Consider the following 17,620-nt stretch of genomic DNA (forward strand, 5'->3'; position numbering starts at 1 on the left):
ACGGCGGACAAGGCCGCCGCTCGGGTCTTCAAGGGCTACTTCTTCACGATGGAGGTGATTTCACCGCCGCTATCGGTTTTGCGGAATTCGAATGTAACGGCATCACCCTCGGCCACAGTCTGGCGCAATGCTTCATCAGCGGTGAAGGACATAGTCATTGCAGGCCAGTTAACTTCGGGGATCGGTCCATGATTGATGGTGATCTTCTCGGCATCCACCGCCGTGACGGTCCCTTCGCCGCTGCCCATCTGCTCGCCTTCGCCGGATTGCATCATTGGCATGTCCTCGCCGCCCATGGCCATCTGATCATCCGCCATCTGGTTATCCGCCATTGGCTGGTCGGCGGTTTCCACGCTGTCGTTGCCATTATCGCACGCGGCGAGCGCCAGCGGCGCGGCCAGCAACGTCATGAAGGTTGTAATACGCATTCTTCTTCTCCTTCGGATGGTGTGGACCGCTTGCTCCGGGGACGCCGCATCAACAGATAGGCGGCGGGAAGCACGAACATCGACAGCAGGGGTGCGGTTATCATGCCGCCGATCATCGGAGCGGCGATGCGGCTCATCACTTCCGAGCCAGCGCCGGTGCCGATCAGAATCGGAAACAGGCCGGCAAGGATGACCGCGACGGTCATGGCCTTGGGCCGCACGCGCAGCAGCGCGCCTTCGCGGATCGCCTGATCGACCTGATCGGCGGAAGGGTCCGCCGGCTGCTCCTGCAGCGCACCTTTTAGGTAGATAAGCATGACCACCCCGAACTCCGCCGAGACCCCGGCGAGCGCGATGAAGCCCACTGCGGTCGCGACCGACTGGTTGTAGCCGAGGAGGTAGAGCAGCCAGAAGCCGCCGGTCAGCGCGAAAGGCAATGTGCCCATGATCAGAAGCGCCTCGTCGAAACGGCGGAAGATCAGGTAGAGCAGCAGGAAGATGATCGCGAGCGTGGCCGGTATCACGATCTTCATCCGCTCGACCGCACGCGTGAGATATTCGAACTGCCCGGCGTAGGCGATGCTCACGCCTGCGGGCAGATCGACTTCCGCGCCGATCTTCTCCTGCAGATCGCTCACCACCGAGGTCAGGTCGCGCCCGCGCACATCGACGTAGATGTAGCTTGTCGGACGTCCCTGCTCGCTCTTGAGCATAGGTGGCCCGCTGCTGACGCCGATCTGGGCGACGCTGCCTAAGGTGATCTGCTGGCCCGCCGGCGTCAGGAGCGGAAGCGCCCTGAGTTCGCCGACGCTATCGCGAATTTCGCGCGGGTAGCGAACGTTGATCGGATACCGGGCAAGCCCTTCGACCGTGCGCGCGACATTGGCGCCTCCGATTGCGCCCGAGACGATCATCTGCACGTCGTCGATGTTGAGGCCGTATCGCGCCGCGGCGAGGCGGTCTATTTCGACATCGACGTACCGGCCACCCGACAATCGCTCGGCGAGCGCAGAACTCACGCCAGGTATTTCCTTGGCCACCTGTTCGACGGCCTGAGCCACCTGATCGATATCGCTCAGGTCTTCACCGGAGACCTTGACCCCGATCGGGCTCTTGATCCCGGTCGCCAGCATGTCGATCCGGTTGCGGATCGGCGGCACCCAGACATTGGCGAGGCCCGGCACCTGCACTACGCGATCCAGCTCCTCGACCAGCTTATCGGGCGTCATCCGTTCGCGCCATTCTTCACGCGGCTTGAACTGGATCGTAGTCTCGAACATCGTCAGCGGCGCCGGATCGGTCGCGGTATCGGCGCGGCCCGCCTTGCCGAACACCGTGTCGACTTCGGGCACCGTCTTGATCAGCCGGTCGGTCCGCTGGAGAAGCGCGGAGGCCTGGCCGGGCGAAAGACCGGGCAGCGCGCTCGGCATGTAGAGCAGATCGCCCTCGTCTAGCGGCGGGAGAAACTCGCCACCGAGCCGGGTAAAGGGAACCAGCGTCGTCGCGAAGACCAGCGCGGCAATGACCAGCGTCGCCTTTGGACGGCGCATCACCCAGTCGAGACCGGGCCGATAGGCGCGGGTCAGCCCCCGGTTCAGGATATTCTTGTCCTCGGGCGGAATCTTGCCGCGGATCATCCAGCCCATCAACACAGGGACCAATGTGATCGACAGAATCGCCGCGCCCGCCATCGCATAGGTCTTAGTGAACGCAAGCGGCGCGAACAGCCGCCCTTCCTGCGCCTGCAGTGTGAACACCGGGATGAAGGACAAGGTAATGATCAGCAAGCTGTAGAACAGCGCCGGCCCCACTTCCTTGGCTGCATCGCCGATGACGCCCCAACGCTCCCTGCCGGCGAGCACGCCGCCGGGGTTCTCGTGCGTCCAGCGCTCGATATGCTTGTGCGCGTTCTCGATCATGACAATCGCCGCATCGACCATCGCGCCGATCGCGATGGCGATACCGCCCAATGACATGATGTTGGCGTTCACTCCTTGGAAGCGCATGACCACAAAGGCGGCGAGCACGCCAAGCGGCAAGGTCACGATCGCGACGAGCGCAGACCGCACATGCCACAGGAACAAGGCGCAAATTACCGCGACGACGATGAACTCCTCGGCGAGCTTGTGAGTGAGGTTCTCGATCGAGGCGTCGATCAGCTGCGAACGATCGTAGGTCGTGACGATCTCGACGCCTTCGGGAAGGCTCTGCTTGAGCTGCTCGAGCTTCGCCTCGACCGCCGTAATCGCGGAGCGTGCGTCGGCTCCCTGTCGGAGAATGACGACGCCGCCCGCGACTTCGCCCTGGCCGTTGAGCTCCGCTATCCCGCGCCGGAGTTCGGGACCGATCTGGATCGTCGCTACATCACCCAATGTGACTGGGACTCCGCCTCCCGCCACGCGCAACGGGATGGCCCTGAAGTCGTCGAGGCTGCCGAGATAGCCAGACGAGCGCACCATGTACTCGGCCTCGCCCATCTCGACGATCGAGCCACCGGCTTCCTGATTGGACGCCCGGATCGCCTGCACGACGTCGGCATGCGTCACGCCGAGCGACGCCATTCGATAAGGCTGGAGCACGACCTGGTACTGCTTGACCATCCCGCCGATGCTGGCGACCTCGGCTATGCCGGGGATGGTCTTGAGCTCGTAACGCAGGAACCAGTCCTGCAGACTTCGTAGACCCGCCAGATCGTTGCCCCCGGTTCGGTCGACGAGCGCGTATTCGTAGATCCAGCCGACACCTGTGGCGTCGGGGCCGAGAGAACTCGACACGCCTTCCGGCAGCCGGCCCTGCACCTGATTGAGATATTCGAGCACGCGCGAACGCGCCCAGTACAGATCGGTCCCGTCCTCGAAGATCACGTAGACATAGCTGTCGCCGAAAAACGAATAGCCGCGCACCGTCTTCGCGCCGGGAACCGATAGCATCGTTGTGGCCAGGGGATAGGTCACCTGATCCTCGACCAGCCGCGGCGCTTGCCCGGGGTAATTTGAACGGATAACCACCTGAACGTCTGATAAGTCTGGCAGGGCATCCACAGGCGTTGTTCGCACGGCCCAGAACCCCGCGAGCGCGATGGCGATCGAAGCCAATACGATGAACATACGATTGGCGATCGAGCCTTCGATGATGCGAGCGATCATTGGCCGCTCGCCTGCCTGATGGCGGTAAGGCGCGGACCCTTGTCGCTCTGTACGAAGCGGAAGCTGACCTTGTCGCCGCGCTTGAAGCCGCGCAGTTGGGCGGGTCCCGCGGTCGCGAACGTCATCGTCATCGCCGGCCAGTCCAGCGCGGCGACCGGACCATGGCGCAAGGTGATGCTGCGTGCGGAGATTTCCTCGATCGTTCCGCTGGCGCTATAGCTATCGGGCTGCTGCCGCTGCTGCTTTTCGTTGCCGCCACTGGCGCGCGCAGGCGCCTCATCGATCCCGCGGATATCAAGGCCCGCGAGGCTGGCTTCGGAATCAAGCAGGAACTGGCCCGAAGTGATCACTTCCTCGCCAGGTGCGAGCCCGGCCAGGACCTCGGTCCGCCCGTTTGCCTCGCGCCCTATCCGCACCTCGGCGGGGCGATAGCCGCCCTGTTCCTGAGCCAGCATCACGATCGTGCGTTCGCCTGTACGGATCACCGCTTCGGACGGGATCAGCACCGCCTCGCGCCGGGCGGGCGAAAGCGAAACTTGCGCAAACATGCCGGGCCGCAGCCTGAGATTGGGATTACGCATTTCGGCTCGCACGGTCAGCGTGCGGCTGTCGGCCTGCGCGCTGGGCAGGATCGCGGTGATCCGGCCAGCGAAGCGCTCGCCCGGGAAGGCCGTCAGGGTTGCGCTTACGGGCTGTCCGACCCTCACGTCGCCGGCAAGGATTTCCGGGACGGCCGCCTCCAGCCAGATCGGGTTGAGCCCGGTGATCTCGGCCAGCGTCTGGCCCGTGGACACGCTCATTCCCGGCCTGACGCTCAGGTTCGTGACAGCGCCGGAGGACGGTGCGGTGATGGTGATCGTCGATCGCGGACTGCCGCTGCGCGCGACAGATGAAATCACGCCCTCTGGCATGCCGAGCAGCCGCATCCTCTCCCGCGCCGCGCGGGTCAGCGCTTCGTCACCTGTCGCGGCCACGGCGAGGTACTCGCGCTGGGCACCGCCCCACTCGGGGATCAGCAGATCGACCAGCGGCGTTCCCTGCCGGACGATGTCATCGGGTGCCAGGCCATAGGTGCGCTGCACGAAGCCGCTCGCCCGCGGTTGCACGATCGAAACCTCGCGCGCATTGTAAGCAAGCGTGCCGGTGACATTGGTCTCGGGCTCGAGCACGCCGATCTCCGCCGCGGCTGTGCGGATGCCGAAGTTCTGCACGAGCGCCGGATCGATGCTGACTCCGCCGGCGCTCGCCCCATCCCCGCCGGCGCATTTGGGCACCAGCTGCATATCCATGAAGGGAGACTTGCCGGGCTCGTCGAAGCGCTGGTCGGGCACCATCGGATCGTACCAGTAGAGCACCTCCTCGCAGCCTGCCTCCGCTGCAGCTCCGCCCGAATTGCCGGGGGAGCTATCGCCAAGCTGGGCGAGGCCATAGCCGGCTCCGAGGCTTACGAGCACTATCCCGGCCGCGAGCGTGTAGGACTTCTGGCGCGGGGTCAGTCTTTGCCAGGCGGCTTTCATTGCATATGCTCCTGGTAGGTAAGTCGCAGTTTGGCGGCGGCTTCGACCGTCGCCTCTTCGCGTTCGAGAATTTCCAGTTCGAGCAACGCCAGCGCGGTCTTGGCCTCGATCACGTCGATCAGTTCGGCACGGCCAGCGGCAAAACTCGCGATTTCCAGGTCCGCCCTGTCGCGGGCCAGGGGCAACAGCTCCTCGCGCGCGCGCTGCCACTGCCGTGCAGCGCTGCGCCAGGACGCGAGGTCGGCCTCGAACTGGGCTTCGAGTGCGCGCAGTGCGTCTGCTCGCTCAGCGAGCGCCGCTGCCGCCTGCGCTTCGGCCGCAGCGATGCGCGGCTCCTGCCGCCGACCGGCAAAGATCGGCAAGGTCACCGAACCCATAACCGAGACGACACTCCCGAAATCGGGGTTTCGCCGGCCGAAGCTCACATTGACGCCGAAGTCGGGCCTCTTTTCCGCCCGGGCAAGATCGATGGCTGCCCGGGCTCGTTGCTCGGCGGTGTCCGCCAGAATGATCCCGGGGTTGCTCTCCAAAGTCCTGCGCAGCTCGATCAGATCGACATCGACGGGCGGCGCCGCACCTTGCGCAACGGGCTCGTCCCGAGCGATATATCGCGTCAGCCGCGCCTGGGCCGTTTCCCGATCGGCTTCGATTCGCGTCCGGGCATCGTCTATCTCGAGCAGTGCCCGGCGGATCTCGAGACTTTCCGCAGGTCGCGCCGAACCCGATGCGACTGCGCTGTGAGCAACCGGCACCAGCTTGCGTAATTCATCCTGGGCTTCGACGGCCAGCGCCAGTCGCTGCTGCGCATAAGCCAGAGATATCCACGCGCGGCCAGCGGCGACTTCGACGTCCCGGCCAACAACGCCGAGGCGCGCTTCGGCCAAGCGGATATCCGATCCCGCGAGCCCGGCCCTCGCGCGTCGCTTGGCTAGATTGGGAATCTCTTGCTCGACACCCACTTGGACTTGGGTCGGAAGCTGCCGGTCGAGATCGAAGGCCGCCGGGCCGGTGACCGGCAGATTGACGATGCCCGCTCGTAGCCTCGGATCGGGCAGTTCGTCCGCCGCCTCCGCCGTGCTCCGCAGGGCTTCCACCTCGAGTTCACGCGCCTGCAGGACGGGCTGTTCGACGCGGGCCGCGCGCAAGGCCTCTTCATAGCCCACCGGCCGTGCCTGCGCCGCCTGGACAAAAACTATGAGTGCCGCTGACGCGCAGCCACTTCGCCAAACCATGGTATAACCTCGCACGTAATCTGATGCCAAGCCGATGATGCCGCCGCGCCTCGCAAAAGGCGACGCGGGCGCATCGTAACCTCACCTACGGCTGCTGTGCGCCGTTTGCGGGAAACTAGACGATGCGGTCAGCTTGTGGAGGCGGCGATCCCGGCGGGAGAGGTCTGCTGTGGAGCCCTGCCGAAGTGCCCGCAATGTGGGGGGCATGCTGGAGTAGGAGCACAGTAGCTCCCCCTGACGCAGCATCGGGGATCGCCATCGGCGCGATGCAGCCCATGGCCAAAAGACAGCCGAGCGTCATGCGATCGCAGGGCTTCTTGTCGGACGACCGCTCAGTCGCCATGCTTTCCGCCATGCCGTCGTCCATCTCCGAGCAATCGACGGACTGGGTCGTCTCCAGCGGCGGAGGTGCAGCAGCTTGCGCGGCGCTCTGCACGAAAAGCGCAAGGCAAACGCAGACAAGAGCAAAGGCGCGGACGAGGGACACTCCGCCGCGATAGTGGGGCCCCTTCGGCAATGCAAATGCAAAACCGAACTGCAAACCGCTTGCGTGCGAAACAACGTCGGTCCTCAGAAACGCCGACCATTGATTCATGCCGATACGCCAGACATCACAGGTCCGCTCCACTCAGTGAATTCTGCCGTCTGCGGTTCCAAAGCGAACTGCGGTTTCGCTACAGCTTCGATTGATCGAAAACAGCCCAGTGGAGACAATGCCGCGTCGCCCACTCGCCGTCCGAAGAGGCCAGGAAAGGGACGTCGAGCTCGATAGCCGACGCAGCCGCCTACAGACCCCATCGGGGTACTGTCATCTTTTCTCATGCGTTGGCCGGAGCGCTTTCTTCGGGCTGGACATCGCGTCGATGCGGGCCATCATTTGGTTGCAGCTCTTCATCATGGCCTTCATCTCGCCCCGCATCTCCGGGTCGCTAATTATCGTCGTCATGCTGCCCTTGGCCATCTCGCCGTGTTGCATCATTGGCGGCTCTCCGCCTGCGCCGGCGCGTCGGCGTGCTGGGCCACAGCGGCGGTGCAACCCATCCCGACGCGTCTTCCCATCATTGGAAGGTCAAGGGCGACGAATATTTTTCAGCAACACCCGACCGCTGCTGGCTCCTCCGTCGATTCAGACACCTCGCGCACGAGATCTCCGGTTTCCTTCTTGTCGGCATGCAGGGCGATGTCGGCTTGGGAAACGATGCCGCAGCACTTGCCTTCGTCGTCCACAACCGGGAGGCGGCGGACCTGATTGTCCTCCATCTTCTTGCAGCATTCCTCGATGCTCGTGTCCGGAGTGACAGTAACGAGCGAAGACGACATCACCTCCTCGACAGGTGTATCGGCGGATTTGCCTTTCGCAACACAGCGGCATGCGATGTCGCGATCGGTCACGACCCCGACCAGCCCGCCGGATTCGTCGACGACGGGGATCTCGCCGCAATCGTTGTCAACCATCAGGCCGGCGGCGTCCTTGACGGTGTCGGAAGGGCTGCAGCACGCCGGATCGGCAGTCATGAGATTTCGAGCTTCCATGGTTCGTCTCCAATTTGGGTTGCGGCGCAAATTGCACTCCACGTGTGAATGGTCCCAGGCGGCTTCCGGTTCCGGTCTTAGCTGTGATTCGTGGCCGGTCCGCGCCAGCTTACCGAAGCTTCTCGGCGCCAGGATCGCACCCCGGCCACCGATCATCCTGCTCTCCTGAGCCCGGCAAGCGGAGGAATGAGACGCCGATGTTTGACTGCGGCCATGGCTGAACATTCTGGGGCATGACTGGACTGGTTTTGCCAACCCCCTTGTCGCGCGGTCGCGGCACCACCTCGCCGTGCGCCGCAGCAACAGCGAATCGAAAATTGGCAATTCCGCGCAACGCTCTAGGCTGTATTGACATTTTAATCATTTAATCCAGAGCATGATGCTGGCGAGTTTGACGAAGCCGAGGAAGTTTGTGGCGAGCTTGTCGTAGCGGGTTGCGATGCGCCGCCATTGCTTGAGTTTGGCGAAGAAGCCTTCGATGCCCCAGCGTTGCTTGTAAGCGATGCGGTCGTAGCGGTGCTGATATTTGCGGTGGCGTCGTGGCGGGATAACAGGCTCGCCGCCTTGCTCATAGATAAGGTCGTGCAAGCTGTCGGCATCGTAAGCGCGGTCGGCCAGCACGTGGCCCGCCGGAATGCCACGGATCAGATCGCAGGCAGGCGCCATGTCGTTCTGCTGTCCGGGGCCGAGCATGAAGCGGATCGGCAAGCCGAGGGCATCGACTACGGCGTGGATTTTGGTGCCGAACCCGCCTCTGGATCGGCCGAGAGCCTGGGCTTGAGCGCCCCCCTTTTTACCCGTGCCCCGGCTGCCTGGGCCTGGGCGCGGATCACGGTCGCATCGATCGCCAGCCATTCGATGTCGGGATCATCCGATACCGCCTCGAAGATGCGATCAATTACGCCTTGCTCGACCCAGCGATAATAGCGCCGCTTCGCCGTCTGATAGGAGCCGAACCGCTCGGGCAGATCACGCCAGCGACCGCCTGAACGAGCCAGCCAGAGCAAGGCATCGAGAAACAGCCTGCCATCGCTGCGCGGACCACGCTTGCCCTTGCGGCCACCGGGCACAAACTCCCGCAGCCGCTCCCACTGATCGTCCCGCAAAACTTCGCCTTCCACACCAGCCTCCAAAAGCCAGTGTTGAATCAGAAATCGCCGCCGCCGTGAATCCCTAAAATTGAGGTGGTGCCGGTTTCCTGGACAGGATGCTAAGCTAATCCCGACCTGATAGATTGGTACGGGAATGAAGACGACGAGGAAGCGTTACAGCGCGGATTTCAAGGCCAAGGTGGCGCTGGAAGCGATCCGAGGCGACCTGACGCTGGCGGAGTTGGCAGCCAAGCATGGGGTCCATCACACGATGATCGCGTCCTGGAAGCGGCAGGCCATCGACGGGATGGCAGGCACGTTCTCAGGGGCTGGCGATGCGGCCAAGGCCGTCAGCGAGATCGAGGTGGAAAAGCTCCACGCCAAGATCGGGCAACTTGTAGTGGAGCGGGATTTTTTAGCGAAAGCCTTCGGTCGATGAGCGTGGATCGGAGGCGGGCGATGGTTGAACCTGCTCACCACCGCCTGTCGATCTCGACGCAGTGCAGCCTGCTGCGGATCAGCCGCTCGTCCTATTACTATGCGCCGGTGCCGGAGACTGACGAGACGCTGGCGCTGATGGCGGTGATCGACGCGACGTTCCTGAACTGCCCGTGGTGCGGCAGCCGCCAGATGGCGCGGCATTTGCGGCGAGCAGGCCATGAGGTTGGTCGCCGCCGTGCGCGGCGGTTGATGGCGAAGATGGGCCTGACGCCGATTTACCAGCGGCCGCGCACCAGCGATCCCCATCCGCAACACCGGGTCTATCCGTACCTGCTGCGCAAGCTGGTGATCGACCGGCCCAATCACGTGTGGTGCGCCGACGTGACCTACATCCCGATGCGCCGCGGGTTCCTCTATCTGGTGGCAATCATGGACTGGGCGACCCGCAAGGTGCTGGCCTGGCGGCTGTCGAATACGATGGATGCCGGCTTCTGCGTCGCGGCACTGGAGGAGGCGTTGGCCCGCTTCGGCAAGCCCGAAATCTTCAACACCGACCAAGGCAGCCAGTTCACGTCGCAGGCCTTCACCAGCGTGCTGCGCGAGGCCGAGGTCCGCATCAGCATGGACGGCCGGGGCCGGTGGATGGACAACGTCTTCATCGAGCGGCTCTGGCGCTCTTTGAAGTACGAGTGCGTCTATCTCCATGCCTTCGAGACCGGCTCAGAGCTGCGGGCTGGCCTCGGCCGCTGGATCACCTATTACAACACCCAGCGTCCGCACTCGGGCCTTGCCGGGAGAACCCCGGTCGAGGCCTATCGGCGGATCGGGCAATCAGATCACGGGGGGCATGCCTCCCACGATCTAATGACCAGAATGGCGGCATGAACGACAACCGGGATTAGCTTAACTCAGCCGCCAAACTGTCCAAGAAGGCGGGACCACCTCAAATGTCACTACAGCCTAGTCATCTGGAACTGAAGTAGGCATCATTGTATATGTCTTTGCCGGACGGGCAAGGATGAGCGCGATGGCGGGCAGACAGGCGGATTTGGTTGTTCTGAGCAGGGAGGAACGGACTTTTCTCGAAGCTCAGGTTCGGCGGCACAAGGCGCCGCGTTCGCTGTCGGATCGATGCCGGATGGTTTTGCTCTGTGCGGAGGGATTGCAGAGCAAGGAAGTTGCCGAACGTCTTGGTGTGCATGAGCATACGGTTGGCAAATGGCGGCGGCGGTTCGCGCAGGATGGCATTGAAGGGCTGAGTGATGAATATCGCGCGGGTCGGCCACGAACAGTATCTGACGCGCAAGTGGCTCAAGTGATCGAGCGCACGCTGAACACCACCCCGAAGGACGCCACGCATTGGTCGATCCGCACCATGGCGGCCGAGAGCGGGCTGTCGCACACCACCATCCGTCGGATCTGGGGCGCGTTTGGCCTGCAACCGCACCGGTCGGAGACGTTCAAGCTGTCAACCGATCCGCTGTTCGTCGACAAGGTTCAGGACATTGTCGGGCTTTACATGTCGCCGCCGAACCGGGCGGTCGTGCTGTGCGTGGACGAAAAGAGCCAGATCCAGGCGCTGGATCGCGAGCAACCGGTCCTGCCCATGGCGCCGGGCGTGCCCGAACGGCGCACCCATAGCTATGTCCGCAATGGCACGACCTCTCTGTTCGCGGCGCTCGATATCGCCACCGGCGCCGTGATCGGCAAGTGCTACAAACGCCACCGGGCAAGCGAGTTCCTCGACTTCCTCAAGCGGATCGACGCCGCGATGCCCAAGGGGCCCGACGTGCATCTCGTGATGGACAACTATGCCACCCACAAAACGCCGAAGATCAAGGCCTGGCTGGCGCGCCGGCCGCATTGGCATGTCCACTTCACACCGACATCGGCGTCCTGGATCAATCAGGTCGAACGCTGGTTTGCGGAACTGACGCGCAAGCAACTGCAACGCGGCGTGCATCGATCCACCGCAGAGCTTGAAGCCGATATCGCCGCCTTCATTGCGGCTCACAACGAAAACCCCAAACCCTACCAATGGATCAAATCCGCCGACGAAATCCTCGTATCCGTCAAACGCTTCTGCCAAAAAACAATGAACCGAACTTCGGATTCAGGTGACTAGCTCGAAATCTTTGGCTAACCTTGCGAGGGCCGGACCTAATTGGACATTCAATCCGGGGAGACGGGATGTCGTGGGAACATCAAGCTCGCCGTTCGTTTCCAAGACAGCAGTGATGCCGATATCAATCCCATGCTCTTCGTCGCTGGCAGACACGTCTGAAGTTGAGCGCTTGAAGGAGTAGACACATGGATGGGCTCATCGATCTGGACAACAAGCTCCACGTTTTCACACGTGCGCCGAACGAAGCGGATCTGAGAGATCTCTCACGAGCCGGCATTCGGTCCGTTGTCAATCTGCGCGCACCCGGAGAAAACGGCGAGGTCTTAGCTCCGGTTACCGAGGGTGAGGTGGCGGCGAAAAGCGGGTTGGCCTACCTGAGCTTCCCGGTGACACCCGCGGATCTCAACGCAAGGACCGCCTCGACCATCCGTGCCGAAATGGAGCAACTGCCGACACCCATCGCCATTCATTGTGCTAGCGGCAAGCGGGCTAGCCTGATGGCCCTGGCTCACTGGGCTCACCGGCAGGACGCGGGCGCAAGCGAAGCCGCGGCCAAGGCCGAAGCCGCTGGACTCAAAGTCAGCGAGGCCGATCTCCAGCCCCTGATCGAACCTTAGGCGCAGGTCATGATCTTTCGACAATTGTTCGAACCCGAATCCTCGACCTACACCTACCTTTTCGGCTGGCAGGACACCGGCGAGGCCCTGTTGCTCGATCCGGTGGTGGAGACAATCGAACGCGATCTTCAAACTATCAACGAACTTGGCCTGCGGCTTGCCTACACGCTCGACACGCACATCCATGCAGACCACATCAGCTCCGCCTGCCGGTTGCGAGCGCTGACAGACTGCAAGGTCGCCTATCCTGCGCAGGACGATCTCCCCTGCGCGGATATCGGCGTCACCGAGGATCGGCCGCTAAATCTTGGAGGCTTGAATTTCCGGCCCCTGTTCACTCCGGGCCACACGGATACGCACCATTGCTATCTTCTGGATCAGGGCGGACAGCAAAGGGTATTTACCGGGGATGCGTTGCTGATCGATGGCTGCGGCCGAACGGACTTTCAGAATGGTGACACGGTTGCGCTCTATCGCTCGGTTCACGACAAGATTTTTACCTTGCCCCCGGACACCCTGGTCTATCCCGCACACGATTATCAGCATCGGCACGTCTCCACCGTCGCGCAGGAACGTGAGCGCAACCCGCGGTTGAACGACGCGATCCGACTTGAAGAGTTCGAGGATATCATGACCAATCTCGACCTTGCCTATCCGAAAAAAATCGATGTGGCGGTACCGGCCAACCGCAGATGTGGCGATTGCCCCGAAGATGCCGTGGAACAACTTCATCGAATTGGCGGCAAGTCCCCCCAGGGCTGGCCGAGCTAGGCTCAGGATCTGTTAAATTGCCGCCGTAGCGAATGAACGCCTGATTCCGTGACGGTGAGAGGCCCGGGTTCGTCGAGCTTGGAGTCCGCGAGCAGCTGACGGGACCCCTGGTTTTGCTCAACGCATGATTAGAGTCTGGCCCCGATGGTAAGGACGGATGATGAAGCGAACGAGGTTTACGGAAGAGCAGATCATTGGTGTGTTGAAGGAGGCCGAGGTTGGTGCGAAGACCGGCGACCTGACCCGGCGGCACGAGGCATCGGAAGCGACGATCTATAGCTGGAAGGCCAAGTATGGCGACCTGGATGTGCCGGAAGCCCAGCGGTAGTGGGCACTGTGTCGTTTCTACATCGGGTTTCCCTCACTATCGTACGAGCCCAGTCTCCTCGCGTACAAGCCGATTGGGGCAACAGCGGTGCATCTTGATCTCCGATCGGGCGATGGAGTACGGCCGGGCTTGGTCCTACAAAATGGACGGCCGTTTCGCTTTGGCAAGCGTTCTAACGCTTTGGCAAGCGTTCTAACGCTTTGGCAAGCGTTCTAACGGACCAGGCCTGCGCGGGGTGCCTGGCGTTTGACGGTGCCCATTGTCGTCCGCAATGCCTGGACCGCTAGAGATGATCATTTCACCCGCCTCTCTGGGGAACGTGCGATGCGAAAGACAAGCACTCTCGACCGAGCAGTCAACTTCACACCTGCGCTCGGCAAAGCTTGGCTAACACCGCTCTACGACATTGCAATTCGCTGCCTGACATCGGAGAAACGATGGCGGAGCGCGATGATAGCCGAAGCGAAGGTCGAGCCAGACGATCGTCTGATCGACGTCGGAAGCGGTACGGGAAGTCTGCTCATCGGTCTCCGCTCCGCCTGTCCGCAAGCGGACCTGCTCGGTGTCGATCCGGACCGCGCCACGATCGGCATAGCCCGGCGAAAAGCTGCGCATAAGATGTCGTCCATCCGTTGGCACCATGGTTTTCTCGACAGCCTCGAGCTTCAGGACAATTGGCGGCCAAACAAGATCGTGAGCAGCCTTCTATTCCACCAGGTACCGGCGGGGCAGAAGAAGGTCCTCATCGAGGAGATCTGGAACCTGCTCGAGCCCGGCGGGATGGTCTTGATCGCGGATTACATGAAGCAGGAAAACCCGCTGATGCGGGCGCTATTTCGCGCGACCGTCCAAAGACTGGACGGATTTGCGGATACCCAGCCCAACGCCGACGGAGTAATGGAAAATCTGATCTCTGCCCGATTTATCGACAGCAAGAGGTTAGCCCTATTCATTACGCCCACAGGTGCCATTTCTCTGTGGCGCGGCTTCAAGGAAAGGATCGTGAATTGACCGACACTGCCCCTCCATCGGCCCTGCGTAGACCTCTCGCGAGTGCTTTGCTAGTCGTTCTTGCGGCTTGTTCGAACGTCGCGCAGGCCGCAAGCTACACGATGTATCGTGATCCTGGCTGCGGCTGTTGTGAACAATGGGCAGCTCATGTCGAGCGGGACATGGACGCACAGGTCGCCGCAGTCGACAGCACCGATATGGCCGCTCTCAAGGCGGAGAGGGGTGTTCCGCGGGGCCTCTCGTCCTGCCACACGATGGTGGTCGACGGCTATGTCATCGAGGGCCATGTTCCCGCTGAAGCCATTGCGAGACTGCTGCGCGAGCGACCCGTCGGCGTCGCCGGGCTTGCCGTGCCCGGTATGCCGCTCGGCTCCCCCGGCATGGAGGCTGACGGCCGAAGGCAGGCATATGACGTGTTTGCGTTTGGCCCGGGCGGACAAAGGGTTTTCGCAAGCTACCCCTAACGCAAAGCGGATGGCCCCACCGTCCGAAACTGGGCAATCGAGATGGACAGCGAACGAAACGGGGCGCTCTGTTGTCGAGCCGAGGGAACTGAAATGACAAATATCACATCTGGTAATTAAACCGAGCGGAATTCCAAAGGGCATGCCGTCCGAGCTTATACGCCGGCCAGGCATTTAGGATCAGTCGCCAAAGCCCACTTGACCGCAGATAAACGCGGGGCGCATGAGGCAGGCCGCTGCCCTTTCAGTCTCGTGCCGGCGATCGCGAAGTTGCACCCTGCCCCCTCGCGCGCAGGTTCGCCTTGTTTTCAAAGTTAGAGAGTTGTGAACGAGATGAAACACGAGGGACATGCGGCATCGGCAGGGATCCAACGCAGCAAGAGCGAATCTGCCATAAGTCTCGCCGGTGGCGTGGCTATGGGCACGGGGGTCATGATCGGCGCCGGAATATTTGCCCTAACCGGTCAGATCGCACAGTTGGCCGGGCCGCTGTTCCCGCTTTCCTTCGTCGTGGGAGCTATCGTGACAGCGCTTGCGGCCTACAGTTACATCAAAATGTCGAACGCCTGGCCATCGTCTGGCGGCATCGCGATGATCTTGCAAAAGGCCTACGGTCCGGGAGTCGTGGCGGCCTCTGCCTCACTGCTCATGGCGCTCTCGATGGTGATCAATGAAAGCCTGGTAGCCCGTACCTTCGCTGCTTACGCCTTGCGTCCGTTCGGCCAGGAGGAGAATGCCCTTTTCCTGCCTATCCTCGCGCTAGCTCTGATCGTCTTCGCCTACTTCGTAAATGCGTCCGGCAATCGTTCGGTGAGCGGCATTTCGCTCATCATGTCCGTAATCAAGGTCGGCGGCATCGTCGTTTTCGCAGTGGCGGCGATCTGGGCGAGCGGTTTCTTTTCTGGCGCTTTTTCTGAAGACATTTCGCAAACCGGTGGCGGCGCATTTCTGGCATCGGTGGCATTTTCCATCCTCGCCTTCAAAGGCTTCACGACCATTACGAACAGTGGCGGCGATATTGTTGATCCGCATCGCAATGTTGGTCGCACGATCGTCATCTCGATTGTCATCTGCGTGGTGACGTACCTGCTCGTGGCACTGGCTGTCGGAGCAAGCCTGACGATCAGCGAGATTGCCCAGGCGCGCGATTATTCTCTGGCCGCCGCCGCCAGACCGGCGCTAGGTCAACTGGGCTTCTGGTTCACCATCATCATTGCGCTATCGGCAACTACCTCAGGGGTGATCGCCAGCGTGTTCGCGGTCTCGCGCATGCTGGCGATGCTGACTGACATGAAGATGATCCCGCACAGTCATTTTGGCATGAAAGGCGGAATACGAAGCCATATGCTGGTCTACACGGTCGTGGTAGCCGGCTCGCTAGCGGTGCTGTTCGATCTGTCGCGCATCGCTTCCCTCGGGGCGTTTTTCTATCTGGTCATGGACATGCTGGTGCATTGGGGTGTCTACCGGCACCTACGAAAGGAGATCGCGGCAAAAAGTTCCGTTCTGCTTGCCGCGATTGCAGCCGACGGTGCTGTTCTTGCTGCCTTTACTGCCACCAAACTCGACACCGACCCGTTTATCGTTGGCATCGCTGCGGCCCTCATTGCCGTTGTTTTTGCTCTTGAAGCTCTTTTCCTGCGTCAGATAGGCGGAAAGAATGATAACCCCGGGTAGAAACTGAGGTGAAATCCACCATCGGCCCGGATGACGAGACGCGGCTGATCCCCGGTGAAGCACGCATCTTTTTATTAGATGGTGATGGGCTCCAAGTCCGTCCCCGCTGCCCCCGAAGCGGCCGACTTGCTTGATGCGCCGATCGAGGTGTTACTGGCCATGCGTCATCGGCAAGGATGCACTGCTGTCCGGCTCCAAGCTTCAGGATGCGCTGGCTCTCACCTCCCGCGGTTTCAGGTATCCGCCCGTCTTGATACATTGCTTCCTCAATCCAGGAGTTTCGACCTATGACAGATCAAAAGAAGAGCGCCGCGGTTTCGCGATGGGAAGATGAGGGCGGGGCCACGCCGTGCGGCCCTCAGGAAGCTTTGGCAGCGGCTTGCGACGAATGGGATATTCCCGCACTTTCCGATGCCGAGATCATCCAACTGCGCATCCGGGTAATCGCATTGGAAAATATTGTGCTAAGTGTGCTAGCCAAAGCCACTGACGAACAACTGACGCAAATTGGCGAGATGGCGGAATTCATCACCCCGCGTCCCGGTGCCAGGCAACATCCCCTCACCATTCATGCCGCGTCCCAGATGACCCAGCTCGTGGAGCGCGCCAAACATTTTCGATCGTAAGGATACGAGCGCAATCTGCTAGCCAATCACATCAAATTCGTGCGGTGCGCAAGCAAGAATCGCGGCCAGTTTGCGCTCGGGTCACAGGAAGCCCTTTGGCAGTCTATCGCTAAAGTAGCGGTAGCGCTCTTTGTGTCAGACGATTCGCCGCAACTTGTTCGGTAAAAGCCTCGTAAGCAAGGCGCGGTCCCTCTGTAGAGCGGCCGCCCATCTTGTCCTTCGGGCGCATGACGTGGATCGCATTCCGCGCCGCGTCGGGCCGCCACTCGCGGGACGAGGAAACAGGTCAATCCCTCCTCGGCGTGGGCCAGCGCCAGGAAGGCATCCGACATTGGCGCCGAGCAGAACCATTTATGGCCGATCAGCTCGAATTCACCGCTACCAAGCGAGGCGGCGCGGGTGCTGTTGGCGCCCACGTGCGAGCCGCCCTGCATTTCGGTCATCGCCATGGCAGTGGTGGACCCAGTCTTTCCTGCGCGGGAATGAAAGTAACCGTGGTGTGAAGGCCGCCTTGCGGGACGGCGTTCCGGGGTGCTGATAGCCGCTCTTTGCGAGGAGCGGTGATGAGCGAGGATATCGGAGCGGCGGGAGCGAGTGCTCTTGTGACTGGTCA

Annotated in this window: 16 protein-coding genes and 1 pseudogene; 9 read left to right on the plus strand and 8 right to left on the minus strand. The window is 61.9% G+C overall.

Annotated elements, in window-relative coordinates:
• Positions 1-35: 35 nt before the first annotated feature.
• The 7 genes from AC58D2_RS16180 to AC58D2_RS16210 form a co-directional block, all read right to left on the minus strand.
• Positions 36-428 (minus strand): copper-binding protein, encoded by a 393-nt coding sequence (locus AC58D2_RS16180; RefSeq protein ID WP_251566849.1) that lies wholly within the window; start codon positions 426-428, stop codon positions 36-38.
• The gene (locus AC58D2_RS16185; protein ID WP_497392019.1) at positions 407-3,574 is read right to left on the minus strand and encodes an efflux RND transporter permease subunit; all 3,168 of its coding nucleotides are present in this window, start codon (positions 3,572-3,574) and stop codon (positions 407-409) included. The genes AC58D2_RS16180 and AC58D2_RS16185 overlap by 22 nt, the downstream gene beginning before the upstream one ends.
• On the minus strand, positions 3,571-5,091 hold the full coding sequence (locus AC58D2_RS16190; protein WP_215227875.1) for an efflux RND transporter periplasmic adaptor subunit: 1,521 nt from the start codon (positions 5,089-5,091) through the stop codon (positions 3,571-3,573). The genes AC58D2_RS16185 and AC58D2_RS16190 overlap by 4 nt, the downstream gene beginning before the upstream one ends.
• Positions 5,088-6,254 (minus strand): TolC family protein, encoded by a 1,167-nt coding sequence (locus tag AC58D2_RS16195; RefSeq protein WP_251566847.1) that lies wholly within the window; start codon positions 6,252-6,254, stop codon positions 5,088-5,090. The genes AC58D2_RS16190 and AC58D2_RS16195 overlap by 4 nt, the downstream gene beginning before the upstream one ends.
• 877 nt (positions 6,255-7,131) lie before the next feature.
• Complete coding sequence (locus tag AC58D2_RS16200; protein ID WP_215227873.1) at positions 7,132-7,302, minus strand: hypothetical protein; 171 nt, start codon at positions 7,300-7,302, stop codon at positions 7,132-7,134.
• A gap of 110 nt (positions 7,303-7,412) precedes the next feature.
• Entirely contained in the window at positions 7,413-7,856 is a 444-nt protein-coding gene (locus AC58D2_RS16205; RefSeq protein WP_215227872.1) for a CBS domain-containing protein, read from the minus strand.
• 360 nt (positions 7,857-8,216) lie between these two features.
• A protein-coding gene (locus AC58D2_RS16210; RefSeq protein WP_494227528.1) for an IS5 family transposase occupies positions 8,217-8,977 on the minus strand; the annotation gives its coding sequence in 2 pieces (ribosomal slippage) (positions 8,217-8,653 and positions 8,653-8,977; 762 coding nt in all).
• Positions 8,978-9,101: 124 nt separating this feature from the next.
• On the opposite strand from AC58D2_RS16210, the gene AC58D2_RS16215 reads away from it, so the two are divergent.
• The 9 genes and pseudogenes from AC58D2_RS16215 to AC58D2_RS16255 all read left to right on the plus strand — a co-directional run bounded on the left by AC58D2_RS16215 (position 9,102) and on the right by AC58D2_RS16255 (position 17,007).
• Positions 9,102-10,273, plus strand: a protein-coding gene (locus AC58D2_RS16215) for an IS3 family transposase (RefSeq protein WP_494227529.1) whose coding sequence is annotated in 2 segments (ribosomal slippage) — positions 9,102-9,366 and positions 9,366-10,273 — 1,173 coding nt in all. Because the reading frame shifts where the segments join, the coding sequence is not laid out codon by codon here.
• A 142-nt stretch (positions 10,274-10,415) separates the two neighbouring features.
• Positions 10,416-11,513: an IS630 family transposase gene (locus AC58D2_RS16220; RefSeq protein ID WP_494227530.1), complete on the plus strand. Its 1,098-nt coding sequence runs from the start codon at positions 10,416-10,418 to the stop codon at positions 11,511-11,513.
• A 185-nt stretch (positions 11,514-11,698) separates the two neighbouring features.
• Positions 11,699-12,130, plus strand: a complete 432-nt coding sequence (locus tag AC58D2_RS16225) for a protein tyrosine phosphatase family protein (protein WP_119083563.1) — start codon at positions 11,699-11,701, stop codon at positions 12,128-12,130.
• 24 nt (positions 12,131-12,154) lie between these two features.
• Positions 12,155-12,901, plus strand: a complete 747-nt coding sequence (locus AC58D2_RS16230; protein ID WP_497392023.1) for an MBL fold metallo-hydrolase — start codon at positions 12,155-12,157, stop codon at positions 12,899-12,901.
• A gap of 160 nt (positions 12,902-13,061) precedes the next feature.
• Positions 13,062-13,226 (plus strand): annotated as a pseudogene (locus AC58D2_RS16235) (transposase); the annotation flags it as partial.
• A 327-nt stretch (positions 13,227-13,553) separates the two neighbouring features.
• The gene (locus tag AC58D2_RS16240; RefSeq protein WP_119083565.1) at positions 13,554-14,240 is read left to right on the plus strand and encodes a class I SAM-dependent methyltransferase; all 687 of its coding nucleotides are present in this window, start codon (positions 13,554-13,556) and stop codon (positions 14,238-14,240) included.
• A complete protein-coding gene (locus AC58D2_RS16245; RefSeq protein WP_447953497.1) occupies positions 14,237-14,704 on the plus strand; it encodes a DUF411 domain-containing protein in 468 nt (155 codons plus the stop codon). Before AC58D2_RS16240 ends, AC58D2_RS16245 begins: the two co-directional genes overlap by 4 nt.
• Before the next feature lie 417 nt (positions 14,705-15,121).
• Positions 15,122-16,381: an APC family permease gene (locus tag AC58D2_RS16250; RefSeq protein ID WP_497392029.1), complete on the plus strand. Its 1,260-nt coding sequence runs from the start codon at positions 15,122-15,124 to the stop codon at positions 16,379-16,381.
• 287 nt (positions 16,382-16,668) lie between these two features.
• Complete coding sequence (locus AC58D2_RS16255; RefSeq protein WP_119083568.1) at positions 16,669-17,007, plus strand: hypothetical protein; 339 nt, start codon at positions 16,669-16,671, stop codon at positions 17,005-17,007.
• A 26-nt stretch (positions 17,008-17,033) separates the two neighbouring features.
• Here AC58D2_RS16255 and AC58D2_RS16260 read toward each other — a convergent pair whose 3' ends face one another.
• Complete coding sequence (locus tag AC58D2_RS16260) at positions 17,034-17,456, minus strand: acyl-CoA dehydrogenase family protein (RefSeq protein ID WP_447953498.1); 423 nt, start codon at positions 17,454-17,456, stop codon at positions 17,034-17,036.
• Positions 17,457-17,620: the final 164 nt, after the last annotated feature.

The sequence above is a fragment of the Sphingopyxis sp. CR5 genome, assembly GCF_059693785.1.